This is a genomic window from Thalassospira sp. ABL2_045 (genome assembly GCF_056161285.1).
Genome location: NZ_JBSWYV010000004.1, coordinates 185,060 through 210,402 on the forward strand (window position 1 = coordinate 185,060; position 25,343 = coordinate 210,402).

The 25,343-nt window shown below is 55.2% G+C and carries 25 protein-coding genes; 8 read left to right on the plus strand and 17 right to left on the minus strand.

Features of this window, described 5'->3' with window-relative positions:
• Positions 1-19 precede the first annotated feature (19 nt).
• The 4 genes from trpD to lexA all read left to right on the plus strand — a co-directional run bounded on the left by trpD (position 20) and on the right by lexA (position 3,215).
• Positions 20-1,054: an anthranilate phosphoribosyltransferase gene (gene trpD / locus ACXAIA_RS08515; protein ID WP_475348956.1), complete on the plus strand. Its 1,035-nt coding sequence runs from the start codon at positions 20-22 to the stop codon at positions 1,052-1,054.
• On the plus strand, positions 1,051-1,848 hold the full coding sequence (trpC, locus tag ACXAIA_RS08520) for an indole-3-glycerol phosphate synthase TrpC (RefSeq protein ID WP_475348957.1): 798 nt from the start codon (positions 1,051-1,053) through the stop codon (positions 1,846-1,848). The genes trpD and trpC overlap by 4 nt, the downstream gene beginning before the upstream one ends.
• Positions 1,845-2,345, plus strand: coding sequence for a cyclic pyranopterin monophosphate synthase MoaC (gene moaC / locus ACXAIA_RS08525; RefSeq protein ID WP_475349059.1), 501 nt, complete (start codon positions 1,845-1,847; stop codon positions 2,343-2,345). The genes trpC and moaC overlap by 4 nt, the downstream gene beginning before the upstream one ends.
• A gap of 162 nt (positions 2,346-2,507) precedes the next feature.
• Positions 2,508-3,215: a transcriptional repressor LexA gene (gene lexA / locus ACXAIA_RS08530; protein WP_475348958.1), complete on the plus strand. Its 708-nt coding sequence runs from the start codon at positions 2,508-2,510 to the stop codon at positions 3,213-3,215.
• Positions 3,216-3,307: 92 nt separating this feature from the next.
• Here lexA and ACXAIA_RS08535 read toward each other — a convergent pair whose 3' ends face one another.
• Positions 3,308-5,308, minus strand: a complete 2,001-nt coding sequence (locus tag ACXAIA_RS08535; protein WP_475348959.1) for a ComEC/Rec2 family competence protein — start codon at positions 5,306-5,308, stop codon at positions 3,308-3,310.
• A gap of 279 nt (positions 5,309-5,587) precedes the next feature.
• On the opposite strand from ACXAIA_RS08535, the gene gltX reads away from it, so the two are divergent.
• Entirely contained in the window at positions 5,588-6,994 is a 1,407-nt protein-coding gene (gene gltX / locus ACXAIA_RS08540; protein ID WP_475348960.1) for a glutamate--tRNA ligase, read from the plus strand.
• Positions 6,995-7,104: 110 nt separating this feature from the next.
• Entirely contained in the window at positions 7,105-8,412 is a 1,308-nt protein-coding gene (locus ACXAIA_RS08545) for a citrate synthase (protein ID WP_475348961.1), read from the plus strand.
• 107 nt (positions 8,413-8,519) lie between these two features.
• Here the strand turns inward: ACXAIA_RS08545 and ACXAIA_RS08550 are convergent, their stop codons facing one another.
• From ACXAIA_RS08550 to rpsB, 16 genes are all read right to left on the minus strand, one after another.
• Entirely contained in the window at positions 8,520-8,960 is a 441-nt protein-coding gene (locus ACXAIA_RS08550) for a VOC family protein (protein ID WP_475345858.1), read from the minus strand.
• A gap of 75 nt (positions 8,961-9,035) precedes the next feature.
• Complete coding sequence (lpxB, locus tag ACXAIA_RS08555; RefSeq protein WP_475348962.1) at positions 9,036-10,202, minus strand: lipid-A-disaccharide synthase; 1,167 nt, start codon at positions 10,200-10,202, stop codon at positions 9,036-9,038.
• Positions 10,192-11,055 carry an LpxI family protein gene (locus tag ACXAIA_RS08560; protein ID WP_475348963.1) on the minus strand — a complete coding sequence of 288 codons (864 nt, stop codon included), beginning with the start codon at positions 11,053-11,055 and terminating at the stop codon, positions 10,192-10,194. The genes lpxB and ACXAIA_RS08560 overlap by 11 nt, the downstream gene beginning before the upstream one ends.
• Positions 11,036-11,839 (minus strand): acyl-ACP--UDP-N-acetylglucosamine O-acyltransferase, encoded by an 804-nt coding sequence (gene lpxA, locus ACXAIA_RS08565; RefSeq protein WP_475345855.1) that lies wholly within the window; start codon positions 11,837-11,839, stop codon positions 11,036-11,038. The genes ACXAIA_RS08560 and lpxA overlap by 20 nt, the downstream gene beginning before the upstream one ends.
• Positions 11,840-11,841: 2 nt before the next feature.
• A complete protein-coding gene (gene fabZ / locus ACXAIA_RS08570; protein ID WP_475345854.1) occupies positions 11,842-12,291 on the minus strand; it encodes a 3-hydroxyacyl-ACP dehydratase FabZ in 450 nt (149 codons plus the stop codon).
• Between the two features lie 11 nt (positions 12,292-12,302).
• Positions 12,303-13,322 (minus strand): UDP-3-O-(3-hydroxymyristoyl)glucosamine N-acyltransferase, encoded by a 1,020-nt coding sequence (lpxD, locus tag ACXAIA_RS08575; protein WP_475348964.1) that lies wholly within the window; start codon positions 13,320-13,322, stop codon positions 12,303-12,305.
• Positions 13,322-13,894, minus strand: a complete 573-nt coding sequence (locus ACXAIA_RS08580) for an OmpH/Skp family outer membrane protein (RefSeq protein WP_475348965.1) — start codon at positions 13,892-13,894, stop codon at positions 13,322-13,324. Before ACXAIA_RS08580 ends, lpxD begins: the two co-directional genes overlap by 1 nt.
• A 5-nt stretch (positions 13,895-13,899) precedes the next feature.
• Positions 13,900-16,194, minus strand: a complete 2,295-nt coding sequence (gene bamA / locus ACXAIA_RS08585) for an outer membrane protein assembly factor BamA (protein WP_475348966.1) — start codon at positions 16,192-16,194, stop codon at positions 13,900-13,902.
• A 26-nt stretch (positions 16,195-16,220) separates the two neighbouring features.
• Positions 16,221-17,324, minus strand: a complete 1,104-nt coding sequence (rseP, locus tag ACXAIA_RS08590) for an RIP metalloprotease RseP (protein WP_475348967.1) — start codon at positions 17,322-17,324, stop codon at positions 16,221-16,223.
• 44 nt (positions 17,325-17,368) lie between these two features.
• Positions 17,369-18,523 (minus strand): 1-deoxy-D-xylulose-5-phosphate reductoisomerase, encoded by a 1,155-nt coding sequence (locus ACXAIA_RS08595; RefSeq protein ID WP_475348968.1) that lies wholly within the window; start codon positions 18,521-18,523, stop codon positions 17,369-17,371.
• Between the two features lie 39 nt (positions 18,524-18,562).
• Positions 18,563-19,384 carry a phosphatidate cytidylyltransferase gene (locus ACXAIA_RS08600; RefSeq protein WP_475348969.1) on the minus strand — a complete coding sequence of 274 codons (822 nt, stop codon included), beginning with the start codon at positions 19,382-19,384 and terminating at the stop codon, positions 18,563-18,565.
• A complete protein-coding gene (locus ACXAIA_RS08605; RefSeq protein WP_475348970.1) occupies positions 19,368-20,108 on the minus strand; it encodes an isoprenyl transferase in 741 nt (246 codons plus the stop codon). The genes ACXAIA_RS08600 and ACXAIA_RS08605 overlap by 17 nt, the downstream gene beginning before the upstream one ends.
• Positions 20,109-20,110: 2 nt before the next feature.
• Positions 20,111-20,632 carry a ribosome recycling factor gene (gene frr, locus ACXAIA_RS08610; RefSeq protein ID WP_475346238.1) on the minus strand — a complete coding sequence of 174 codons (522 nt, stop codon included), beginning with the start codon at positions 20,630-20,632 and terminating at the stop codon, positions 20,111-20,113.
• A gap of 44 nt (positions 20,633-20,676) precedes the next feature.
• Positions 20,677-21,408, minus strand: coding sequence for a UMP kinase (gene pyrH / locus ACXAIA_RS08615; protein ID WP_062955241.1), 732 nt, complete (start codon positions 21,406-21,408; stop codon positions 20,677-20,679).
• 165 nt (positions 21,409-21,573) lie between these two features.
• The gene (gene tsf, locus ACXAIA_RS08620) at positions 21,574-22,497 is read right to left on the minus strand and encodes a translation elongation factor Ts (protein WP_475348971.1); all 924 of its coding nucleotides are present in this window, start codon (positions 22,495-22,497) and stop codon (positions 21,574-21,576) included.
• 87 nt (positions 22,498-22,584) lie between these two features.
• Positions 22,585-23,364: a 30S ribosomal protein S2 gene (gene rpsB, locus ACXAIA_RS08625; protein WP_475348972.1), complete on the minus strand. Its 780-nt coding sequence runs from the start codon at positions 23,362-23,364 to the stop codon at positions 22,585-22,587.
• A 275-nt stretch (positions 23,365-23,639) separates the two neighbouring features.
• Between rpsB and ACXAIA_RS08630 the strand changes: the two genes are divergently transcribed.
• Positions 23,640-24,173, plus strand: a complete 534-nt coding sequence (locus ACXAIA_RS08630; protein ID WP_475348973.1) for a TetR/AcrR family transcriptional regulator — start codon at positions 23,640-23,642, stop codon at positions 24,171-24,173.
• Entirely contained in the window at positions 24,170-25,303 is a 1,134-nt protein-coding gene (locus tag ACXAIA_RS08635; protein ID WP_475348974.1) for an MFS transporter, read from the plus strand. Before ACXAIA_RS08630 ends, ACXAIA_RS08635 begins: the two co-directional genes overlap by 4 nt.
• Positions 25,304-25,343 lie beyond the last annotated feature (40 nt).

Below are 25,343 nucleotides of genomic sequence, written 5' to 3' on the forward strand. Positions count from 1 at the left end.
GCAAACCAAGGAAGACCCGATGTCGACTGATCATGATCTGAAGCCAATTCTGGCCAAAGTCGCAGATGGCGAAAAACTGACCGAAAGCATGGCCGAAGGCGCCTTTAACGTGCTGATGTCCGGTCAGGCGACGCCGTCGCAGATGGGGGCTTTCCTGATGGGGTTGCGCCTGCGCGGTGAAACCATTGATGAAATCACCGGGGCGGCGCGTGTCATGCGCGAAAAGGCCACCGGCATCGTTGCCCCGGAAAATGCGGTTGATACCTGCGGCACGGGCGGTGATGGCAGCGGCACCTATAACATCTCGACCGGGGCGGCCATTGTGGCAGCCGCCGCTGGCGCAACCGTTGCCAAACACGGCAACCGTGCGGCGTCGTCAAAATCCGGTTCTGCGGACGTTTTGATGGCGCTTGGTGTCAATCTTGATGCCGATATGAAGCTTCTCGAAAAGGCGCTGAAAAAGATCAATCTTTGCTTCATGATGGCCACCCGCCATCATTCGGCGATGCGCCACGTCATGCCGACCCGTGTTGAAATGGGCACGCGAACGATCTTTAACCTGCTCGGCCCACTTGCCAACCCGGCCAAAACCAAACGTCAGGTTCTCGGTGTCTTTGGCAAACAGTGGGTTGAACCGATTGCCCATGTGCTGAACCGTCTGGGGTCGGTCCATGCCTGGGTAGTGCATGGTCATAGCGGCCTTGATGAAATCTCGACCACCGGCCCGACCTTTGTCGCCGAGGTCAAGGATGGCACCGTCACCACCTTTGAAATCAATCCAAGCGATTTCGGTCTTGAAACCGCAACGCTTGACGATCTCAAAGGCGGCGATGCCGACGAGAATGCCAAGGCGATTACGGACCTGCTCGCCGCCAAGAAAGGCCCCTATCGCGATATCGTTCTGATGAATGCCGGTGCGGTCCTTGTGGTGACCGGCATTGCCAGCGATCTGGCGGATGGTATCAAAAAGGCCGCCGACGCGATTGATAGCGGCAAGGCTGCCGAGACCCTTCAGGGCCTTGTAGACATTACGAACGAAGGAAACGCGGCGTGAGCGACGTACTGACCAAAATCTGCAACGACAAGCGCGATCATGTCGCGGCCTGCAAGACGCGCAAGACCCCTGGCGCGCTTGAGGCAGAGGCAAAAGAACAGTCCGCACCGCGTGGCTTCATCAATGCGCTTGAAACCAGTGTTGCTGATGGCCGTTATGGCCTGATTGCCGAAATCAAGAAGGCATCACCGTCCAAGGGCCTGATCCGCGCAGACTTCAATCCGCCGGAACTGGCCAAGGCCTATCAGGCTGGCGGGGCAAGCTGCCTGTCGGTTCTGACCGACATCCCCTATTTCCAGGGCGATGACAGCTATCTGGTCGCCGCCCGTGCAGCCGTCGACCTTCCGGCCCTTCGCAAGGATTTCATAATCGATCCCTATCAGGTGACAGAGGCGCGTGCGCTTGGCGCTGACTGCATCCTTCTGATCATGGCAGCCCTTGAAGACAGCCTTGCGGCCGAACTTGAAGATGCCGCGCACAGCCTTGGCATGGACGTCCTGATCGAGGTGCACAATGCCCCGGAACTTGAACGTGCGCTCAAGCTGAAATCGCGTTTGCTCGGCATCAACAACCGCAACCTCAAAACCATGGAAACCAGCCTTACGACGACCGAGGAACTGGCAAGCATGGTCGGTGATGACCGTTTGCTGGTCGCGGAAAGCGGCCTGTTCACCCCGGACGATCTCGCCCGCATGGCAAAGGTCGGCGCGCAGTGCTTCCTGATCGGTGAAAGCCTGATGCGTCAGGACGACGTCACCACCGCCACCCGTAACCTGCTCGGCCTTGCGGCCTGACCCATACTGGACCGAAAATGGCAGACAAGCTTTCCCATATTGATGCCGGTGGCAATGCGGTGATGGTCGATATTTCGGCCAAGGCGGAAACTGCGCGCATCGCGATTGCCAAAGCCCGGGTTCTGATGTCTTCGGAAACGGCCAAGCTGATTGCGGATCGCGGCCATAAAAAGGGTGATGTTCTTGGCATCGCCCAGCTTGCCGGGATCATGGGCGCGAAAAAGACCCCCGATCTGATCCCGCTCTGTCATCCCCTGCCCCTGACCTCGGTCACGGTCGACCTTGAGCTTGCGGAAGATGCCGACGCAGTCGATATCACCGCCACCTGCAAGACAACCGGCAAGACTGGTGTCGAGATGGAGGCCCTCACCGCGGCATCAGTTTCAGCACTGACGGTTTTTGACATGTGCAAGGCGGTTGATAAAAGTATGAGGATTACCGATCTGCGGGTCACCCGGAAAGAAGGTGGTAAGTCGGGGACCTTTACGGCGGACTAACATCCTGTCCTGTTTCACGGCCTACTATTCACATTTTTTGAAGGATTGCCGCGATTATTCGGTTTTTGCGTTTAATCGCACAGACCCGCTTGACCCGCGAAAAGAACTAAAGTAGAACATTCGTGTATCCTTTTTGTTCTTTTTACAGGTTCGGGAAATATCATGCTGACGCGCAAGCAATATGAGTTGCTGGTCTATATAGACAATTACCTTCGCGATCACGGGATTTCGCCCTCTTTCGATGAAATGAAAGAGGCCCTGAACCTTAAATCCAAATCCGGCATTCATCGCCTGATTACAGGCCTTGAGGAACGCGGTTTCATCCGCCGCCTTGCCCATCGGGCGCGTGCACTGGAAGTCGTGCGCCTGCCTGAAAATAACGAGGATGACACGCCCGACACGCCCAACAACGTGACATCCATCGCCAGTGCGCGAAAGGCCCCGCATCGGCCCGCGACTGTGCCAACCGCCTTCTCTGAGGCCGGGGAATCCATTGGGTTGCCGCTTTATGGCCGGATTGCTGCGGGTACGCCGATCGAGGCGCTTCGCGATCAAAGCACCATGGTGCAGGTCCCGGCCGCCCTGCTCGGCACCGGCGATCACTATGCCCTTGAAGTTTCTGGTGATTCGATGGTCGAGGCCGGCATTCTTGATGGCGACACGGTTCTGATCCAGCGTTGCGAGCAGGCTCATGACGGCACCATTGTCGTCGCCCTTGTCGACGACGCCGAGGCCACCCTGAAGCGCCTGAAACGTGGCCGCGGTGAAGTGCTGCTTGAACCCGCCAATGCACGCTATGAAACCCGCGCCCTGTCGCCGGACCGGGTGCAAATCCAGGGCCGTCTGGTCGGGCTGCTGCGTCAATACTGATTGCTTGCCTGCATTTTAAAGATCAAACGCCCGGTGCTTTTGCCCGGGCGTTTTTCTTTTTTAACGGTTATAGTTGGGGCCAACGTGGGCACCTAGCGCCCTGCTCTACTGCCAATGATGATCCAGGGCCAATTGCCGCTGTCTTCGCGCACTGTTTTGATTGTCGTTTGATTGTCCGGGCTTGTCGGCAGTTTGACGGCCACACCGCCCTGCCACCACAGCACATCATCATCAATCACCATACGCGCCCCAGACACCTGACAGCTGTTAGGCAGATCGGTTTGTTGGTTGACGACGATATCGGCATTGCGACAGGCATAAAACGGATTGGTGATGCGGCTGGCGACAATTATCTGCGCAGGAATGCCGTCCACACTGACAGCAACCCTGCAGGGATCACTTTGGCACGCCTGAACGCGCCGTGTTGCCTGTTCCGGGCGAATGCCAAAGCGGTTCATCCAGATATCTTTCTGAAAACCATTCAGCCGGGAGGATGTGTGCAGGATACCGGCATCCGGATTATAGATTGCAAAGCTTTCACGGTCCCCCGAGATCAGAATTTCAGGTTCCTGATGGGTTATCTGAAAAATGAAGACTGCCGCGATCACAGGGAGTACCGGGAGGATCATCAACTTGTCGCGCCAGATAACAATCCATGCCAGTGCGAGCAACCCCAAAGCGACCGCCAACATATCAAGACCCGCGACATACCAAAGCCCCCAGTTTTGGGCCGCGACCAGATCAGCGGTTTCGAGAAGCACTGTCAGTCCAGGCTTCATCGCCGCCAAGGACAGGCCGGATAATCCAAGCGGAATCAGCGCCAGCGTCGCAACGATCCAAGGCATCACCCAGAAGGCCATTACCGGAATGGCGATCAGATTGGCCAAAACGCCAAGCATGGAAATGCGCCCAAAATGGTAGCCGATGATCGGGGCGGTCACGGCCGTCACAATCAGGCTGGTCAGAAGCAAACCGGCAAGATAAAGACCACCTCGCTCATACCAGGACAACATCCCTTGTCGGTCAAGCCAACGCCGCCCCGGCCCGTCATAAAAGGCGACAAGCGCGCCAACGGCGGCAAAAGACAACTGGAAACTTGCCCCCAGCACGGCATCAGGCCGCAGGAGCAGCACCACAATGGCTGCTACCCCGACCAGCCGAAGTGAGATCGCACGGCGATCCAAAAGCAATGCCAACCAGACGACGAGCAACATGACAAAGGCACGCTGGGTCGGAATGGTGGCGCCGGACAAGCCCAGATAAACAAGACCCGCCAGCATCGCAGCCATCGCCGCCCATTTCTTGATCGGATAACGCAGGGCAATCGCCGGAATGGCGGCCAGTCCGAAGCGGATCAGGAAAAACACCGTCCCGCAGAGCAATCCCATATGCAAACCGGAAATCGCCAGCAGATGCGCGAGACCGGATTTTCGAAGGTTATCGGCAATTTCCGGGGTGACTTCGCCGCGCTCCCCAATGATCAGCGCCTTCGCAATTCCGGCTTCCGGTCCGCGCATTTCATTGCTGATTGTGGCGGATATATATTGACGTGCTCTTTCAACATAAACCAACAAGGCATTGTTATTTAAAGCATTATCACGCTTTAAAACTTCGAACTGCCGCCCGAACACAAACCCGGATGCGCCAATATCGCTGAAATAGAGGTTGCGCGAAAAATCGGGATCCCCGGGGACGGATGGCGAACGCAGTGGAAAGAGCCGCACGCTTGCACGGATCTGATCACCAATCGCAAGCACACTATCACCCAGAAAACTGAGCCGGACATTCCAGTTCAATTGATCGCTTGGAATGCCTTCAATTTCCGATGGCTTAACAGTTGCGCGGATCCGCCCATTGCGTGGTTCCAGCCCGACAATGGTGCCGGTGACCTCCGTCGCATAAAGCGTTTTTGTTGGAATATTATCAGGGCCGAGTTCGGTATGAACCGCACTTGTCAAAGCCCCGAAAGCCATACTGGCAAGCAGCTGAAAGACAAAGGCCATGATTGCAATGCGCCGCGACATCCAGAATGCGCAGGCCAAAAGAATCACGGCCAGACCAATCTGACCGGCACCAATGCGCGCGGGGAGCAAGAAATACGCTGCACAGCCCAACCCAAAGAGTATAACGGAGCTTAGAAACCACTTATTTCTTTGGCTTGCAACAACAAAATTAATTTGCGAGAGAACATTCGCAAATATTTGAATTAATTGAATTTTACCTGCCGCCCTACGACGAATGTCCAATAGCCCGCCCGCCGCATTGTTTCTATCTAACATCCGCTGTGGTGCAACAGCGTGTCATTTGTGTTATAGCCTGCACGCCAAAAGTCCCCAGGACAAGCGACAACATCCAAATAACGGATAGATTGAATGACGGTTGTTACCCGTTTCGCCCCGTCTCCGACCGGGTTTCTACATATCGGCGGCGCACGCACCGCACTTTATAACTGGCTTTATGCCAAACATACCGGTGGCAAGTTCCTGCTCCGGATCGAGGATACCGACCGTGAACGTTCAACGCCCGAGGCCGTAGAGGCCATTTTTGACGGCTTGAACTGGCTTGGCCTGACCGCCGACGAAGAACCGACTTTCCAGTTTTCTCGTCGCGACCGCCATGCAGAAGTCGCGCAACAGCTCCTTAATGCCGGGAAAGCCTACTATTGCTATTGCTCGCCAGAAGAGCTGACGGCCATGCGCGAGAAAGCCCGCGCAGAAGGCCGTCCGATGAAATATGACGGCACCTGGCGTGATCGTGATCCATCCGAAGCGCCCGAGGGTGTCAAACCTGTTGTGCGCGTAAAGGCGCCGCAGAAAGGTGGTGCAGTGATCAATGATCAGGTACAGGGTGAAGTTCGTGTCGGTAACGAGCAGCTTGACGATTATGTCATTTTGCGCGGAGACGGTACGCCAACCTATATGCTTTCGGTGGTGGTTGATGACCATGATATGGGTGTTACCAACGTTATTCGTGGTGATGATCACCTGACCAACGCGTTCCGCCAGAAAGTCATTTATGACGCCATGGGCTGGGATGTTCCGAGCTTTGCGCATATCCCGCTTATCCATGGTCCGGATGGTGCAAAACTGTCCAAACGTCATGGTGCACTTGGTGTTGACGCCTATCGCGATGAGATGGGTTTCCTGCCCGAAGCGATCAATAACTATCTTCTGCGTCTTGGCTGGGGCCATGGCGATGATGAGGTTATTTCGACCGAGCAGGCAATCGAATGGTTTGACATTACCGATGTCGGCAAAGGTGCGGCGCGCTTTGATTTCGCGAAGCTGACCAACCTTAATGGCATCTACCTGCGTCAGGCCGATGACAAGCGCCTTGTTGAGGAGATCGCACCGCTGATTGCCAAGAAAATTGGCGTCGACGGTCTTGATGCATCGCAAAAAGAAATCTTGATCAACGGCATGGCAGGCCTTAAAGAAAGGGCCAAGACTCTCACCGAGCTCGCCGACTCTTCGGCCTTCTACGTTACTGACGGCGTCAAGTCCGTTAACGAGAAAGCCCAGTCCCTGATTGATGGTGCACCTGAAGGTCTGTTCAAGGAACTGGCCAACAGCCTGGAAGCGCTTGATAGCTGGACGGAAGAGGACGTTGACGCAAGTGTTCGTGCCATCGCCGAGAAGTTCGAGTTAAAGCTTGGCAAAGTTGCGCAGCCCTTGCGGGCGGTGCTTACAGGCTCCAACTCTTCACCAGGCATCTTCGAAGTAATGATTGTGCTTGGCAAGACACAAACGCTGAAACGCATTCGCCATTTTGATGCATAACAACAGCGAATTAAGAAAAACTAATAACCCGTTTGCGCTTTGTGCGCCGCAGCATTATGCTGCACACAACTTGAAACCGTGTTCGTTCAAACAGGGAAGGAAAAATAGTCATGGCATCTAATTCCAAGACTTCCCACACCGTGACAATGACCGACAATGCCACTGGCAAGTCGTTCGAGATGCCGGTGCTTGAGGGTAGCGTAGGCCCGTCTGTCATCGACATTCGCAAGCTTTATGCAGAAACCGGATACTTCACTTATGACCCGGGTTTCACTTCGACCGGCTCCTGCCAGTCCGAACTGACCTACATTGATGGCGACGTTGGTATCCTGCGTCACCGTGGTTATGCAATTGACGAGCTCGCAGAGAATGCCGACTTCCTCGAAGTCTGCCATCTGCTGCTTTACGGTGAGCTGCCGAACGCCACCGAGAAAAGCCAGTTCGAAAACGACATCACCATGCACACCATGGTCCACGAACAGATGCGCAACTTCTATAACGGCTTCCGCCGTGACGCGCATCCGATGGCCATCATGGTTGGTGTTATCGGTGCAATGTCTGCATTCTACCATGACAGCACCGACATCAATGACCCGCAGCAGCGCATGATTTCGGCATATCGCCTGATTGCAAAAATGCCGACGATTGCTGCGATGGCATACAAATATTCGATCGGTCAGCCGTTCCGTTACCCGAACAACAAACTTGGTTATGCAGAAAACTTCCTGCAGATGATGTTCGGCAACCCATGCGAAGACTACGAAGTCAATCCGGTTCTGGCCAAGGCAATGGATCGTATCCTGATCTTGCATGCCGACCACGAACAGAATGCTTCGACCTCGACCGTTCGTCTGGCCGGTTCTTCGGGTGCGAACCCGTTCGCATGTATTGCTGCTGGTATCGCATCCCTTTGGGGTCCGGCACATGGTGGCGCGAACGAAGCTGTTCTGAAGATGCTCAACGAAATCGGCGATGTGAAAAACATTCCGGAATTCGTTGCAAAAGCAAAAGACAAGAACGATCCGTTCCGTCTGATGGGCTTTGGTCACCGCGTTTACAAAAACTACGATCCGCGCGCCAAGGTCATGCAGGAAACCTGCCACGAAGTTCTCAAGGAACTCAACATTCAGGATCCGCTGCTTGACGTTGCCCAGGAACTGGAACGCATCGCACGTGAAGACGAGTACTTCATCGAGAAGAAACTCTATCCGAACGTCGACTTCTATTCGGGCATCATCTTCAAGGCGATGGGCATCCCGGTCAGCATGTTCACCGTGCTGTTCGCTGTTGCACGTACCGTTGGCTGGATTTCCCAGTGGAAAGAGATGATCGAAGATCCGTCGCAGAAAATCGGTCGTCCGCGTCAGCTGTTCACCGGCATCGAAGAACGTCCGTTCGTTCCGGTCAACAAGCGCTAAGTCGCTTCGACAAACACCAGACAAAAGAAAAGGCCCGGATTTTCCCGGGCCTTTTTTATGTTTCAGGGCAGGTTTCCCCCTGCCCCGCAAAACTTACATTTGCACGCTTACCAGCTGCCGGTGTTTTCCATGCTGGCCCAGGGCTCTGCCGGGGCAAGGTTGTCACCCTTTTGCAGGAATTCGATGGAGATGCCATCCGGGGAGCGCACAAACGCCATACGGCCGTCGCGCGGCGGGCGGTTGATGGTCACACCCGCATCCATCAGTTTCTGGCAAGTGGCATAGATGTCGTCAACTTCATAGGCCAGATGCCCGAAGTTACGGCCACCCGAATAGCTTTCCGGGTCCCAGTTATAGGTCAATTCAAGCTCAGGAGCCTTGACGGATTTGGCACTTTCGACATCTGCCGGTGGTGCAAGATAAATCAGGGTGAAACGGCCCTGCTCGCTCTCGATGCGGCGGGTCTCTTGCATCCCAAGAAGGTCACAATAGAACTTCATCGACTCATCGACATTCTCGACACGTACCATCGTGTGCAGGTAGCGCATAACATGGTCTCCGTTATGAAGTGATCAATGCGAAGAACCTAATTGCAATGGGGTTTTGACGCCACCCGTAACAGGTTATTTTTTGGCGATGATTTTCAAAATCTGATCGGCGGCCTTCTCACTGGGCGGGCGATCGCCAAACCCGAGCAAGGTACAGGCCTTATCAAAACCTTCGATCTGCGCGGTTCTTTCCGGGCCGTCTGCCATCAGGGCATCAAGGCGCGGGATAATGTTCTTTGCCTTGCAGTTTTCCTGAAGGAATTCGGGGATCAGCTTATGGCCGAGCACCAGATTGACGATGGTGACGGTATCAATCTTGATCAGACGTTTGGCAATCCAGCCCGTAACAGCGTTGACCTGATAGGCAATGACATGCGGGACACCGGCAATGCCGAGTTCCAATGACACCGTTCCCGATGCAGCCAAGGCCGCATTCGCAGCCGCAAAAGCGTCATGACGGTCCTGATCGGTGGTTACGACAATCGGATTCAGCGGCCACGATTGCATTTCCTTGGTCACGGTATCGGCCACCTTGCTGACGGTCGGGACAACGATACGTGCATCGGGATATTTGGCTGCGATGTCGTCAATTACATCTTTAAACACCGGAAGCAGGCGTTTGACTTCGGAATTGCGACTTCCGGGCAGGACAGCCAGAAGCTTTTGATCGGCGCTCAGGCCATGTTGGGTGCGAAATCGTTCCGCATCACCGTCACTGCGCTCTTCGACCGCTGAGTGGCCGATAAAGGTGGTTGGCAGGCCTTCTTTTTCGAAATAGGGCGGCTCAAACGGCAGCAGAGCCAAAAGATGATCAAGAAAACCGGCAATTTTCTTGGCCCGCCCTTCGCGCCATGCCCAGACCGACGGTGCGACATAATGCACCAGCGGGATGCCCTTGCCCTTGAGTTTCTTGCCAACCCGGAAGCTGAAATCCGGGGCGTCGATGGTAATGACGACATCGGGTTTTTCGGATTTGGCGAAGTCTGCCGTCTGGGAAATGCGTTTGAGCAAATGCGGGATATGGGGCACAACCTCTGTCAGGCCCATCACCGACATTTCGTTCATCGGAAACAGGCTTTTGAGGCCTTCGCGCTCCATACGCGGGCCACCTACACCGATGAAACGGATATGATCCTGCTTGGCCTTTAGCGCCGCCATCAAGCGACCGCCCAGTTGATCACCGGATGCCTCACCGGCAACGAGCATGATTTTCGGGCCAAGTGACGCGGTTTCATCCGCCATGGGCGCCTTCCCCATCTGGCAGCGTCAGACCGACCACAAAAAGGCCCAGCGCATCTGCACGGGCAATCACAGCCGCGCGGTCAATGATCATGGTGCCGCCTGCCAGCAATGCGACACCGCGCAGACCGGCCTTGTGGGCCTCTTCGATCGTGGTCATGCCGATGGCTGGCAGATCAAGTCGTTTGTCTTGCTGAGGCTTGGACGATTTTACCAACACGCCACCAACGCCGCCGCGCTTATAGGTCGCGGAGCGGCGGACCATTTCATCGGTGCCTTCGATCGCTTCAAGCGCCAGAACCAGCCCCTGCTGTACAACGCATCCCTGCCCGACATCGGCTTGCCCCAGTGTGCGGGCAACCGCAAGGCCATGGCGGGCGTCTGAAACAGCCTGCTCGTCGGGTTTGACCGCGCCAAGAACGCCTTCTTCAACCGCCAGATCGCCAAGAATTTCATGGGCACCCAGCAAGCGGAAACCTTCGCGTTCAAGCTCTTTGCCGATCAGGCGTAGCAAGCCGTCATCGCCAAGCGCCCTGGAGCCGAGCTTCATCAGAAGTTTGGCTGCGCGCCAATCCGGGCGGATGGATGAGAAGCTTGGACGTGCAACCTTGCCCGCCAGAACCACGTCCTGACAATTGGCATCACGCATGGCATCGAGGATTTTGGCAGCAGCGCCCAGGCGCGCGGTGACAGTCGGATAGTGATCAAGTTCCGGATCATCTGCATAGCCATCAAGTTTGACGATGCAGATATCGCGCCCTGCCCTGGTGGCAGCGGCGGCCAAACGGGCGGGAAGCGCCCCGCCCCCGGCAATAATCCCCAATTTTGGCTGCGGATTATCCTGCGGAGCTGTCATATTTCGGCGTGCATACGGAACGCATGCTTTCCGCTTTGAGGAAGTCGATGATTTCCATGACCGGTCCAACGCCCTCGAAGTCTGTTGCGACTTCTTCGACACGTTCAGCCAGCGTACCCTCTTGGGCAAACAACAGGCGATAGGCCTTACGCAGGGAATGGATCGTTTCGCGATCAAATCCGCGACGTTTCAGACCAATGATGTTCAGACCCGACAAATAGGCACGGTTACCAATGACCGAACCGTATGGAATAATGTCGCTTTCAACGCCGGTCATGCCGCCAATCATGGCATGTTTGCCGATGCGCACGAACTGGTGCACGGCCGACAGGCCGCCGACAATCGCAAAATCCTCGACCAGAACATGGCCGGCCAGCGTACCGTTATTGACCAGAATGCAATGGTTGCCCACGTGACAGTCGTGGCCGACATGGGCCCCGGTCATCAGCAGGCAATCATCGCCAATGGTGGTTTCCATACCACCACCTTCGGTGCCCGGATTAAGGGTGGCACCCTCGCGGATTTTGGTGCGTTTGCCGACGATCAGGCGGCTTTGCTCGCCCTTGAATTTCAAATCCTGCGGCGCGTGACCGACAGAGGCAAACGGAAATACTTCGCACTGATCGCCAAGAGTGGTGTGACCTGCGACAGCAACATGGCTGTGCAGTTTGACACCATCACCCAAGACAACATTCGGGCCGACCACGCTATAGGGCCCGATTTCGACATCCTGACCAATCTGCGCGCCATCTTCGACAACGGCGGTTGGATGCACTTTTGACATTATCAGCTATCCCGGATCATCGCGGCGATGGTGGCTTGGGCCACGACCTGACCGTCGACCTTGACCTGGCTTTCGAACTTCCAGACCGGACCACGGCTTTGTTTCTTGGTCACATGGATGTGCATGACGTCACCCGGGGTTACGGGCTTGCGGAAACGGGCGTCATCAATGCTCATGAAGTAAACCAGTTTGCCTTCGGCGTCAGCACCCAGCGTCTGTACAACCAGGATTGCGGCCGTCTGCGCCATGCTTTCGATGATAAGAACACCGGGCATGATCGGCTGCTGGGGGAAATGGCCGGTAAATTGCGGCTCGTTCATCGTTACGTTCTTGATGCCGGTCGCGCTAACATCGGTTTCGATGTCGATGACCTTGTCGATCAGAAGGAACGGATAGCGATGCGGAATCATTTCCAGAATGCGCTGGATATCGACACTTACCAGTTCGGTCATGTGTGTAGCCCTTATTTCTTTTTTCGTATCAGACGCGACAAGGCGACCGTCTGTTTATGATATTCCATGACCGGCACAGCGGGACTGCCGCCCACTGTTTCCCCCGGTCCGATATTCTTCATCACACCGGCTTGGGCTGCGACTTTCGCGCCATCGCCGATTTCGAGGTGTCCTGTAATGCCTGCCTGACCGGCAAGCACGACAAAATTGCCAAGCTTGGTTGAGCCCGAAATCCCGACTTGCGAGACCACGACACAGCCCATGCCCAGTTCAACGTTATGGCCGATTTGCACCAGATTGTCGATACGACAGCCATTGCCGATCACGGTATCCGGGCCCGCTCCACGGTCAATGGTGCTGTTTGAGCCGACTTCGACATCGTTCCCGATGACAACCCTGCCAAGCTGCGGCACCTTGACGTGGCCCTGTGGGCCCATGGCAAAGCCAAAACCGTCCTGCCCGATGCGCGCACCGGGATAAATCAGGCACAGATTGCCAATCAGGCTGTGGCTGATGGACGCGTTTGCGCCAACCTTGCAGCCCGCACCAATCACAACCCCCGCACCGATTACGGCGTTGGATGCGATGATGGTGCCATCGCCGATTTCGCAATTGGCCCCGATGACAGCACCGGCGTCTACTTGAACACCTTTGCCGAGCTTGGCACTCGGGTCTATCGCGGCATTGTCGGAAACGACGCCATTGCCGGTTTCAAAGGGATAGAACGCGGTCGCGGCCTTGGCATAGGCGCGATACGGGTCCTTGGTGGTGAACAGCACCATGCCTTCGGGGGCGCGTTCGGCAAATTCCGGACGGACAAAGCAGGCACCGGCTTTGCTGCTGGTGAAGGCATCAAGGTATTTGCGATTATCAAAGAAGCTCAGGATATCGCCATCGGCATTTTGCAGCGGCGAGACATCCTGAAAAACCCGGGTTTCGTCTGGTGCGTTCACCGGGGTTGTCTCTGTCAGCGCGGCGATTTCAGCCACACTGAACGGCCCCTTGCGGCTAAAGAAACGCGCATCCGCCATCAGGAGCCTTCCTTGAACTCAACCGTCACGGTCGGGATTTCGGCATTGACCCGCTCAAACACTTCCTTGCTGGCATCCATCGTTGTGGCAAACAGAACCGCCTGCCCCCGATGAAGAACGAGGTTTGCACCGCGTTCTTCGGCAATGCTGCCGATGATGGCATTCAAAGACTGCGAGAACTTGGACTGTGCTTCGGCCAGGGCCTGATCTAGCACGCGACTGCGAGCCTGGGCGAATTTCTGGAAGTCCGCGACTTTCTGCTGAAACTGCTTTTGCTTGTCCTGGAAAACATCCGCGGCCAGAAGCGTGCGCTGCTGGGCGAGCTGTTTTTCTTCTTCGCGCAGGGCCTGTTCACGGGTTTCGATTTCCTGCTGATAGGAAACCTGACGGTCGCGGATCTGTTTGCGGGCATCCTGCATGGCAGATGCTTCGCGCATGATGCCGGCAACATCAACCACCATGACAGAGGCAAAATTATCCGGATTTGTTTCCTGTACCTGCGCAGCAGATGTATGTGCCGCGAAACCAATCAGGGCAGCAAGAACGAGCAGATTACGTAGAAATTTGATCATTTGCATTAGAATCTGGTTCCGAAGTTAAGTCGGAACATTTCCTCTTTGTCGTGATCTTCTTTGGTGATGGCCTGAGAGATATCCACACCAATCGGGCCAAACGGAGATTCCCAACCGACACCAAAACCAACGGAACTGCGCAACGTACCGGTGTCATAGATTTCACCTGCTCGTGCACCGTCGACATCCTGTCCGGACCCAAAGTCGCTAAAGATGCGACCGGTCAGAGCAAACTCGTCGGGTGTGCCAAGCGGAAAGTCCATTTGCACGGTACCTGTGTAGTACATTTTCGCACCGAGCGCATCCCCGGTCGCGATATCACGCGGACCAACACCGGCCGCTTCAAAGCCGCGCAAGTTCGAACCACCGACCATAAAGCGCTGGGAAATCCGGGTGTCATCGTCAAACCCGAAGATGTAACCGGTTGATCCGCGGGTCGAGAGTATCCACTCATGCTCGCGATCCAGCGGGTAATAGTACCCGCCTTCAACACGCGTACGCAGATAGTTTTCGTCACCGCCGAGTCCAGCCAGATCGTTCGACAGACGGGCAAAGTAACCCTCGGTCGGTGAAATCGTGCTGTCGCGTTCGTCATAAGTCAGGGTATGACCAATGGCGGATTCCACGAACTCCGTGTCTTCTGCCAACAGAAGGCGTGATGCGTCATCTTCGTCAATATCGGAATAGCTATTTTTCTCAAGCGTGTAGCGGAAAGAATGCGACAGTTCCTCGCTGTAGCGGAACCCGGCACGGAGACGACCACCGGTCTGCTCTTCATCGTAAGAGCTTTCATCCTGGTTGTCTTCTTCGCGGCGATATAAATCAAAGCCTGCGGCAACTTCACGATCGAGGAAATAGGGCTCTGTAAAGGAAAGATCAATCTGCTGATCAGAAGAACCAAGCGTAAAGTTCAGGCGCAAATCCTGACCTTTACCAAGCAAGTTACGTTCACGAATGCCGAGCTGACCAAAGGCACCGTCATCAGTGCCGTAGCCAGCACCAATCGAGAATTCACCGGTGGATTTTTCTTCGACATCGACTTCAATCACAGTCTGATCGGGTGTTGCCCCCGGCAGGGTTTTGACATCGACCGACTTGAAGAAGTTGAGGTTCTCGATGCGTTGCTTGGAACGCTGCATCTTGGAGCTGCTAAACGCGTCGCCTTCGACGAGACGGAATTCGCGACGGATCACTTCATCAAGCGTCCGAACGTTACCGACAACGTTGATGCGCTCAACGTAAACCTTCGGCCCTTCGGCGATGTTAAACGTGATGTCAATCGTGCCTTCTTCGCGGTTACGCTGCACGTTTGGACGAATATCGATAAAGGCATAGCCCTGATCACCAACACTGTCGGTCAGCATATCGAGTGCGTCATCGACGAGATTGGCGTTGTACCATTCACCGCTCTCGATCTCGATCAGCGGCATCAGGGTTTCGGGATCAATCTTGTCGATCTGGGAGACGACATTGATGTCCCCGAACTGATAGCGCTGCCCTTCACTGACCGTGTAGGTCACAAAGAAGTCAGAACGGTCAGGTGTCAATTCCGCGACAGAGGACAACACCTGGAAATCGGCGTACCCCGCTGCGAGATAGAAGCGGCGCAGCAATTCACGGTCAAAGGTGACGCGGTCCGGGTCATAGTTGTCGTCAGCGGTCAGGATTTTCCACCAGGCACTTTCGGTCGTACGAATAACGCTCGACAGATCGCCGTCATCAAAGGCCTTGTTGCCAACAAAGTTGATCTTGCGGATGCCCGTGGAATCGCCTTCGTCAATCTCGAACGCCAGATCGACACGGTTCTGATCAAGCTGAATGACCTTGGGTTCGACCGTTGCGGCAAAACGCCCGCTGCGGCGATAAAGTTCAAGCACACGCTGAACGTCGGCCTGAACCTTGGTACGGGTATAAACAACGCGTGGACGCAATTGCAGTTCGGCACCGAGCGTTTCGTCGTCAAGACGCTGGTTACCTTCAAAGGCAATGCGGTTGATGATCGGGTTTTCAACAACGTTCACCCGAAGGATGCCCTGATTGAAGGAAAAGGACACATCGGCAAAAAGGCCGGTCGAGAACAGCGCCTTCAGCGAGTTGTTGATTTTCTGCACGTCATAGGAATCGCCGGGAGCGACTGTCAGATAGGCATTCACCGTCGCACTTTCGATACGGTTGTTGCCTTCGACCTCGATGTCGCGAATGAGACCCGATTGGGCATGCACTGCCACAGGAACAATCAATGGCGCCGTTCCGCCAAGCAGGGCCGCGATGACAACGGCCGCTTTTACCTTACGCAGCAAGTTAACCCCCCTGTTGCTGTCATTCATCAGCCAGCAAGTCCTTTGAGGAAACTAAAGACACCCAATTGCGTCAAATCGTTCCACGTTGCAAAAATTATTAAGCTGAATACCAAACCCGCGCCAATACGGAAACCATATTCTTGTGCTTTTGCCCCCAATGGCTTACCGCGAATTGCCTCAATCGCATAGAAGACAAGATGGCCACCATCCAGAACCGGAACAGGCATCAGGTTGATCAACCCAAGGCTGATGGAAAGATAGCCCATAAAGAACAGAAGCGGCGCAATCCCACCTTCGGCCACCTGCCCTGACATTTGCGCAATCCGGATCGGACCGCCAAGCTCGGAGCTATCGCGATCCCCACTGATCATTTCACCGAGTGCCGAGAAGGTTTGCGTGGTCAAGGAATAGGTCGTCTCGAACGCGCGCCCGACCGATTCCACAACGCCCGTCCGGCTCATTTCAAATTCACCGGCGGTAATTCCAAGGCGCCCGACCGTTGCGGTCATACCGCCTTCGTCAACTTCGACGGCTTCGGGCGTCACCGCCAGGTCAAGCGTTTCACTGTCACGTTGCACGGTAACAGATAGCGGCTGACCGGGATTTGCGCGAACGATCTCGGACAGGTCAGAGAACCACTCAACCGATTGCCCGTTGATGGCAGCGATGCGGTCATCAGCAACGAAACCGGCACTTGCCGCCGGACTGCCATCAAGAACTTCGCCAACAACCGGCAGGGCCCGCTGCTGCCCGACAACGGCAAACAGGAACGTAAAGACGATGATGGCAAAAATGAAGTTCGCCAATGGTCCGGCAAAGACAATTGCCGCGCGCGCGGCCACACCTTTGTGATGGAAAGCATGTTTTGCTTCTTCTTCGTCAAGGTCGTCGCGACCGCCCGCACTGGCCGGGTTCATATCGCCAAACATTTTGACATAGCCGCCGAGCGGGATGATGCTGACCTTCCAGCGCGTGCCCTTCTTGTCCTGCCAGCCGAAAAGTTCCGGCCCGAACCCGATTGAAAAGGCTTCGACCTTTACGCCGTTTTTGATTGCCACCCAGTAATGGCCATACTCGTGAACAAATACGAGCACCGAGAGCACAAAAAGAAAAGCAAGCAAGGTTTCCATCAAGAATTCCCTAAGCCGGTCACACCAGCAATTTCAATCCAAGTCTATGCAAGGCAAGCCGCGGTTTCCCGGCGGACCATTGCATCTGTTTCAAATACCTGATCAAGGCTGGTCAGCGCGTCGCTTCCAAGCCTTGTCATGATCTCTTCGACAGTCCCGGCGATATCCAAAAAGCCGATTCTGTCTTTCAGAAACGCCTCAACCGCCACTTCATTGGCAGCGTTCAGAACAGTAGGCAGCGTCCCGCCGTCCTGCAAGGCCTGACGTGCCAGACGAAGGGCCGGGAAACGTTCCGTATCCGGCGTCTCGAAGTTCAAGCTTCCGATCGTGGCAAAATCAAGACGCGGTGTATCCACCTTGATCCGATCAGGCCATGAAAGTGCATAGGCAATCGGGGTTCGCATATCCGGCGTTCCCAGTTGCGCCAGCACTGAGCCGTCGGAATATTCCACCATACTGTGAACAACTGATTGAGGATGAACAACAATTTCAATCTGTTTTTCATCGACCGGGAACAAGTGCCAAGCTTCGATCAGCTCCAACCCCTTGTTCATCATGGTCGCAGAATCAATCGAGATCTTTGCGCCCATTTCCCAGTTTGGATGCGCCAGGGCCTGCGCACGCGTCACTGATCCCATGTCCTTTAACGACCGTTCGCGGAACGGCCCGCCAGAGGCCGTCAGAAGAATGCGATCAATGCGGTTTTCAGTAGTGTCTTCAAGCACCTGGAAAATCGCGCTGTGCTCGGAATCGACCGGGATCAGGGTTGCACCATGTTTGGCAATTTCAGCTGTCATGAGAGAACCGGCACAAACAAGCGTTTCCTTGTTGGCAAGCCCGATGCGTGCGCCGCGCCGAATTGCAGCAAGGGTCGGTTTGAGACCCGCTGCCCCAACGATGGCGGCGATGACAATGTCAGAAGGACGTTCTGCGGCCTCGATCAACGCCTCTTCGCCCGCAGCACTATCAATGCCCGTCCCGGCCAAAGCAGCCTTGAGTTCACCGTAAAGCGTCGGATCACCGATGACAGCGCATTTGGCCCCAAGATCAATGGCAACTTTCGCCAGTGCGTCTACATTGCGGTACGCGGTGATAGCTTCGACAACATATTTGTCAGTGTGGGATTTGAGAACACCAACGGTGCTGGCCCCGATGGAACCGGTAACACCAAAGACACTGACGGATTTCTTCAAAGTCATCAAACACCTGTAAGGACAGCGGCCAAAGGATCGACCGCCTTAACGCAGAGAGAGCCCTGCGAAACAGATAATAGCAAAGGCAACAGGAAAGACCGACAACATCCCGTCCGCACGATCAAGCAAACCACCGTGCCCCGGGATCAGGTGACTGCTGTCCTTGACGTTGAAACGGCGCTTAAGGGCCGATTCACCAAGGTCGCCGATCTGCGCAACAATTGCCAGAACCATACTGATGCCGACAATCACCCAATTGATCGCCCCGGCGCTGAAGTAAGTTACCAACCCACCAATAACGCCAGCGCAGACCATGCCACCGATCAATCCGGCCCAGGTTTTCTTGGGGCTGAAGCGTGGTGCAAGTTTTGGTCCGCCAATCGTCTTGCCAAATGCGTAGCCACCTGTATCGGTCGCCCAGACAAGGAAAAACAGCCACATAATGATCAGCAGACCATCCCCATCGTGGGACCGAAGCCAAAGTGCTGCCAACGCTGCCAGAGAGACATACAACACACCAAATCCGGCAAGAAGCCAGTTCGCACCAGAGCGCGCTGCGGCGATGATCACACCAATCGCAAGTGGCATGACAATGTATTCTTCCTGCCCCGTGACATACATCATCATCGCAACCGCAAGGGCAACACCGGTCACAACGGAGATGCCATTATAATGTGCTGGCGCACACATGCGCGACCATTCCCACATCATCCCGGCAGAGAAGACAAACAGCAATATGTCGAAATAGGGAGAGCCAAACCAGACAGCTGCGACAGCCACTGGTGCCATGACCAACGCGGAAAGAACGCGTGGAAGAAGGCCGGAATTGGTATCTTTTTGATCTTTGGTCTCAGATGACGGCACCAAAACGCCGCTCCCGCCCGGCAAAGTTATCGATGGCTTTTTCAAGATGGCTGCGATCAAAGTCCGGCCACAGAACGTCTTCGAAAACAAATTCCGTATAGGCCGACTGCCAAAGCAGGAAGTTACTGATCCGCTGTTCACCACTGGTGCGGATCAGAAGATCCGGGTCCGGAATGCCCGCCGTGAACAGGTTTTCTTCGATCAGCTCTTCGGTGATCGCATCAGCAGGAAGCTCGCCCTTCGCAACCTTGGTCGCGATATCACGCACAGCCTGGGTAATCTCGGCACGCGCACCGTAACTCAGCGCAATGGTCAGGTTCAGCCGCGTATTGTCGCGCGTCTGATCTTCGGCCTTGGCAAGAAGTTCGCGAATGTCGTCAGCAAAGCGTGAGCGATCACCGATGATGCGAATTTTCACACCGTTCTTGTGCAAGGTGGACAATTCACGCTTCAAAAACAGCCGCAGAAGCCCCATCAAATCGCTGACTTCGCTTTCCGGGCGCTTCCAGTTCTCAGTCGAGAAACCATAGAGCGTCAGATATTCGATCCCGAGTTCGCCTGCGGCTTCGATGGTGCGACGCACGGCATCGACACCGGCACGATGGCCCATGGTACGTGGACGTCCACGCCCGCGGGCCCAGCGCCCGTTGCCATCCATAATGATGGCAACATGACGCGGCACACAGCGCGTTTCTGAGGGTTGGGTTTGCGAAGAAAGCACAGCCATAATCAGACTTGCATGATTTCCTGTTCTTTATGGGCGAGCGCTTCGTCGATCTCGCCGATGACCTTGTCGGTCAGCTTCTGAACCTCTTTTTCCTGGTCGTGCATCTCGTCCTTGGAGATTTCACTGTCCTTTTCCCATTTTTTCAGCTGATCCATGCCGTCACGACGGACGTTACGGACCGAGACCTTGGCCTGCTCGGCATATTTGCCGGCAACTTTGGACAGTTCAGCACGGCGCTCTTCATTGAGTGCGGGAATCGGAACGCGAACCAGCGTGCCATCAGCCGCCGGGTTCAGACCAAGGCCGGACTCACGGATGGCCTTTTCAACGGCCTTAACCATCGACTTGTCCCAAACCTGTACCGAAAGCATACGCGATTCCGGAACACTGACCGATGCCACCTGGTTAAGCGGGGTCGGAACGCCATAAGCTTCAACCATAACCGGCTCAAGAAGGCTGACACTCGCACGCCCGGTGCGCAGACCGGTGAATTCCTTGTGCAGTACTTCCACAGCCCCTTCCATACGGCGGGACAGGTCCTTTTTTAGGCCAGCAACGTCAGACACGTTCAGTCTCCATTCGAAATAATCGTAAACGTCCCCTTTGCAGTAACAACGTCTGCAAAGGCACCCGGATTATGCAAAGAAAATACGATAACCGGAATATCATTTTCGCGTGCCAAAGAAATAGCCGATGCGTCCATAACACGCAAATCTTTGGACAGAACTTCCATATAGGTCAGTTCGTCGTAACGCTCTGCCGTCGGGTCGGTCTTCGGATCGGCTGTATAAACGCCATCAACCTGGGTCCCCTTGAGCAAGGCATCACACCCCATTTCAACCGCGCGCAAGGCAGCAGCGGTGTCGGTCGTGAAGAACGGGTTGCCCGTACCAGCGGCAAAGATCACAACGCGCCCTTTTTCCATATGGCGCACGGCACGGCGGCGAATATAGGGTTCACACACAGAAGACATCGGGATGGCCGACTGAACACGCGTCTGAATGCCGTGACGTTCCAGCGCATTCTGCACCGCAAGTGCATTCATGATGGTGGCCAGCATGCCCATATAGTCCGCGGTTGCGCGTTCCATGCCCTGGGAAGCCCCTTTGACGCCGCGGAAGATGTTCCCGCCGCCAATCACCATGCAAACCTCGGCACCCATGTCATGAACGGCTTTGATTTCGCTGGCAATCCGGTCAACCGTTTCAGGATCAATACCGTATTGCTGATTGCCCAGGAGCCCCTCACCCGAGAGCTTCAAAAGGACGCGACGAAACTTCAGTTGGCCGTTTTCTGCCATGTCGGATTGCCTCTTAATGCCGATGTAACGCATTGCCCAAAGGCGGGAAATGCAAAATTCAGATATAAAAAGACCGGCGAGTAACAGGGCGGATATGCGCTGCCGACCTCGCCGGTCTGGATCATACACGAAATGATGACGAACGCACCATTTCGATCAGATGTTTTATTTGTTCAGCTGCTCAGCAACTTCGGCAGCAAAGTCTTTTTCTTCTTTCTCGATGCCTTCACCGAGTTCGAAGCGAACAAAGCCCTTGAGCGTGATCGGCTTGCCAGCTTCTTTGGCAGCGTTTTCGATCACGGTTTTGACTTTGTTTTCACCGTCAATCACGAAGGTCTGCTCAACCAGAACGACCTGCTCGTAATATTTACGGATACGACCTTCGATCATCTTTTCGATGATCTCTGCCGGGCGGCCCGATTCTTTGGCCTGGTCGGTCAGAACGGCTTTTTCACGCTCTACCAGTTCCGGGTCGAGATCTTCGACGGTTGCCGATGCCGGGTTGGTTGCTGCAATGTGCATTGCGATCTGCTTGCCAAGGCCTTCGAGAACGCCGGCATCTGCTTCGGATTCGAGTGCAACCAGAACACCGATTTTACCGAGATCCGGGGCAACAGCAGAGTGAATGTAGGAAGCAACAACACCGTTTTCGACCGACAGACCAGCCGAACGACGCAGGGACATGTTTTCGCCGATGGTGGCGATCATGTGGGTGACCTGCTCTTCGACGTTACGCGACGTACCCGGGAAAGCAGCTGCTTTGAGGGTATCGATGTCGCCGTCTGCAGCAACAGCAAGCTTTGCGATTTCGCCAACGAACTTCTGGAAGTCTTCGTTACGCGAAACGAAGTCGGTTTCAGCGTTCAGCTCGACAACTGCACCTTTGGTGCCGTCAACAGAAACAGAAACCAGGCCTTCGGCAGCAACGCGGCCAGCTTTCTTGGCAGCAGCAGCAAGACCTTTGGTGCGAAGCCAGTCAACGGCTGCCTCCAGATCACCATCAGTTTCAGACAGCGCCTTTTTGCAATCCATCATGCCAGCGCCGGTGGTTTCGCGAAGCTCTTTAACGAGAGCAGCGGTAATAGCCATTTTTAAAGCCCCTAATTACGCGATCAGGTTAACACCTAACAAAACGGCGGCATGCTAGCCGCCGTTTCATCAGGTACAAAATGAAACTTATGCGGAAGCTTCTTCTGCAGCTTCGGAAGCAGCAGCTGCCTCGGCCGGAACTTCTTCCGCTTCGCCGAGATCTGCGCCAGAAGCAGTCATTTCTTCCTGGATGCCGTCCAGAACGGAACCAACGAACAGATCGCAATACAGCTGGATTGCGCGGATCGCATCGTCGTTGCCCGGAACCGGGAACTGAATGTTTGCCGGATCAGAGTTGGAGTCGAGGATCGCAACAACCGGGATGTTCAGGTTTTTGGCATCCTGAATAGCAAGCGATTCTTTGTTGGTGTCGACCACGACGATGATGTCGGGAAGACCACCCATGTCCTTGATACCGCCAAGCGCGCGCTCAAGCTTGTCGCGCGAACGGGTCAGGTTCAGGATTTCTTTTTTGGTCAGACCTTCTGCACCAGAGTTCAGGATCTCGTCCTGTTCTTTGAGGCGCTTGATCGAGTTGGAAACGGTGTTCCAGTTGGTCAGCATGCCGCCGAGCCAGCGATGGTTGACATAGTACTGGCCGCAACGCTTTGCAGCGTCTGCGATGATCGGGGAAGCCTGACGCTTGGTACCGACGAAGAGAACGCGACCACCCGAAGCAGTTACGTCACGAACGGCCTGCATCGCACGATGCAGCATCGGGACGGTTTCCTGCAGGTTCAGGATGTGGATGTCGTTACGTGCACCAAAGATGAACGGCTTCATCTTCGGGTTCCAACGGCGGGTGTGGTGACCAAAGTGGACACCAGCTTCCATGAGCTGGCGCATGGTAAAGGTTGGCAGAGCCATGATAATTCCTACCTTTTTCCGGTTAATACCTCCGCGGAAGGGAATTCCATACACCATGTATGAAACACCGGATGGACGAGTTGCCATATGACGGCAGTCGCCGCTCTTCCGCGTGCGATGTTCGAGGCGGCTTTTAGCCCCCTCGCCAAGAGAATGCAAGCCCAAAAAGCGCTGCACTCTGCACCTTCTGATCAAGCACACATAACATACCGAAATATCGACCAAAGGACAAAAACCTTTGACAGGTGTAAAACGATCGTTTTACACCTCAGCACATGAGCATTAAAACCAAACTAATCACATCCGCAGAGCGGCTGTTTGATCAGCACGGCTTCATGTCCACAAGCATGGATCAGCTGACCAAGGCCGCCGATATGTCGAGCCGCACCCTTTATAAGCATGTTGGGGGCAAAACTGGCCTGGTTCGAGCCGTCCTCACAGCGCGCGACAGGCGCTTTATGCAGATGATTGATGTTCAGAGCATCGATGATCTGTTTGAGGCCTTGCTGATCTGGACACGGAATGAGGGGGCGCGCGGCTGCCTTTTCCTGCGTGCCTATGGTGAAACAGGCGGTGAAACACCTGAAATCGCCGAAGCAGTGACGGCCCACAAAACGGCCTTTCGGGCACAAATCGCCTACATTGTTAAAACGGAGCTCGGCGCAGATCATCCACAGCTTGAACTCCTGAGCGAGCAAATCCTTGTCCTGATCGAGGGCAGCACGGCTGCGGCCATCTATCGAGGGCCCGACGCGATCAAAGCCGCACATAACGCCGCGTCGATGCTGATTACACAGGCCCGCAAATGAGCAAGGCATTCACTATTGGCGCGACCGGCTTTGGGCTTATCGCGATTTGTTACGGCTTTGCCCGGTTTGCCTTTGGGCTGTTTTTGCCGGAAATCGACCAACAGCTATCCTTGGGACCGACCCTTTCGGGGGTGATTTCAGGTGGGTCGTTTCTGGGCTATTGCATTGCGATTGTCCTGTCAGCCGCCTTGACAGAGCGGGTTGGACCACGCCTTGTTGCTGTTGGGGCCTCTCTGGTCGCAGCCCTTGGTATGGTTGGCATTGCAACAGCCCCGAATGCCATCTGGTTGGCCGGTGCCGTCCTGATCGCCGGATCAAGTACCGGACTGGCATCCCCGCCAATGGCCGCTGCCGTTGCCGCGGCAGTCAAGGGACACCAGCAAAACAAAACCAACGCAACAATCAATGCCGGTACCAGTGTGGGCGTTGCCCTGTCCGGGCCCATTGCACTTTTGATGACCGGTGAATGGCGCCTGGCCTTTGGCGGATTTGCATGTGTTGCCGTTCTCATGGCGCTGGTCGCAACCATTACCCTGCCCGCCAGGCAAAACACGCCCCGTCATCGCCATCGGTTGCCGCAGCTTGATGGTAATATCTGGCGGCTAATCATTGCGGCCTTCTTGATGGGGGCTGCAAGTACCACGCTTTGGTCATTTGGTGGCAAGCTTGCGACACTCCGGCTTGGCTGGGAGAGCAGTGATGTCGGCGTTCTCTGGATCGCAATTGGCTCAGCGGGTATTGCCGGCGCATTTTCGGGCAACCTTGTTTCACGCTTTGGACTAAACGGGACGCACTGGTTCTTTCTGGAGCTGATGTCGATCGGGATGCTTGCCGTCGGATTTGACGGTGCAAATGACGCCACAACCTTTATTGGTGGTGCGCTCTTTGGTGGGGCTTATGTAATTTTGACCGGCGTATACCTGATCTGGGGTGTTCATGCCCTGCCCGACCGCCCGGCAACCGGTTTGATGATCGGTTTTCTGATGATTGCGGTCGGACAAACGGCGGGCGCGCCCGTTTTTGGCGTGATGCTGGACACCTTCGGGCCATCATATGCGGTGCTGTCTTTTGCCGCCCTTGGCCTGATGGCCGGGCTTGCGCGCACCGGGCAAAAAGCCGCTCTTGCCTGAGCAATAGACAAGAAATCCCGGCACTCGTAACGCAGTGCCG

What these genes read in the sequence shown, in the direction of transcription:
- trpD (WP_475348956.1), top strand. Translation starts at nt 20, where the DNA reads ATGTCGACTGATCATGATCTGAAGCCAATTCTGGCCAAAGTCGCAGAT.
- lexA (WP_475348958.1), top strand. Translation starts at nt 2,508, where the DNA reads ATGCTGACGCGCAAGCAATATGAGTTGCTGGTCTATATAGACAATTAC.
- gltX (WP_475348960.1), top strand. Translation starts at nt 5,588, where the DNA reads ATGACGGTTGTTACCCGTTTCGCCCCGTCTCCGACCGGGTTTCTACAT.
- ACXAIA_RS08545 (WP_475348961.1), top strand. Translation starts at nt 7,105, where the DNA reads ATGGCATCTAATTCCAAGACTTCCCACACCGTGACAATGACCGACAAT.
- ACXAIA_RS08550 (WP_475345858.1), bottom strand. Translation starts at nt 8,960, where the DNA reads ATGCGCTACCTGCACACGATGGTACGTGTCGAGAATGTCGATGAGTCG.
- lpxB (WP_475348962.1), bottom strand. Translation starts at nt 10,202, where the DNA reads ATGGCGGATGAAACCGCGTCACTTGGCCCGAAAATCATGCTCGTTGCC.
- ACXAIA_RS08560 (WP_475348963.1), bottom strand. Translation starts at nt 11,055, where the DNA reads ATGACAGCTCCGCAGGATAATCCGCAGCCAAAATTGGGGATTATTGCC.
- lpxA (WP_475345855.1), bottom strand. Translation starts at nt 11,839, where the DNA reads ATGTCAAAAGTGCATCCAACCGCCGTTGTCGAAGATGGCGCGCAGATT.
- fabZ (WP_475345854.1), bottom strand. Translation starts at nt 12,291, where the DNA reads ATGACCGAACTGGTAAGTGTCGATATCCAGCGCATTCTGGAAATGATT.
- lpxD (WP_475348964.1), bottom strand. Translation starts at nt 13,322, where the DNA reads ATGGCGGATGCGCGTTTCTTTAGCCGCAAGGGGCCGTTCAGTGTGGCT.
- ACXAIA_RS08580 (WP_475348965.1), bottom strand. Translation starts at nt 13,894, where the DNA reads ATGATCAAATTTCTACGTAATCTGCTCGTTCTTGCTGCCCTGATTGGT.
- rseP (WP_475348967.1), bottom strand. Translation starts at nt 17,324, where the DNA reads ATGGAAACCTTGCTTGCTTTTCTTTTTGTGCTCTCGGTGCTCGTATTT.
- ACXAIA_RS08595 (WP_475348968.1), bottom strand. Translation starts at nt 18,523, where the DNA reads ATGACTTTGAAGAAATCCGTCAGTGTCTTTGGTGTTACCGGTTCCATC.
- ACXAIA_RS08605 (WP_475348970.1), bottom strand. Translation starts at nt 20,108, where the DNA reads ATGGCTGTGCTTTCTTCGCAAACCCAACCCTCAGAAACGCGCTGTGTG.
- frr (WP_475346238.1), bottom strand. Translation starts at nt 20,632, where the DNA reads ATGGAAGGGGCTGTGGAAGTACTGCACAAGGAATTCACCGGTCTGCGC.
- pyrH (WP_062955241.1), bottom strand. Translation starts at nt 21,408, where the DNA reads ATGGCAGAAAACGGCCAACTGAAGTTTCGTCGCGTCCTTTTGAAGCTC.
- tsf (WP_475348971.1), bottom strand. Translation starts at nt 22,497, where the DNA reads ATGGCTATTACCGCTGCTCTCGTTAAAGAGCTTCGCGAAACCACCGGC.
- rpsB (WP_475348972.1), bottom strand. Translation starts at nt 23,364, where the DNA reads ATGGCTCTGCCAACCTTTACCATGCGCCAGCTCATGGAAGCTGGTGTC.
- ACXAIA_RS08630 (WP_475348973.1), top strand. Translation starts at nt 23,640, where the DNA reads ATGAGCATTAAAACCAAACTAATCACATCCGCAGAGCGGCTGTTTGAT.
- ACXAIA_RS08635 (WP_475348974.1), top strand. Translation starts at nt 24,170, where the DNA reads ATGAGCAAGGCATTCACTATTGGCGCGACCGGCTTTGGGCTTATCGCG.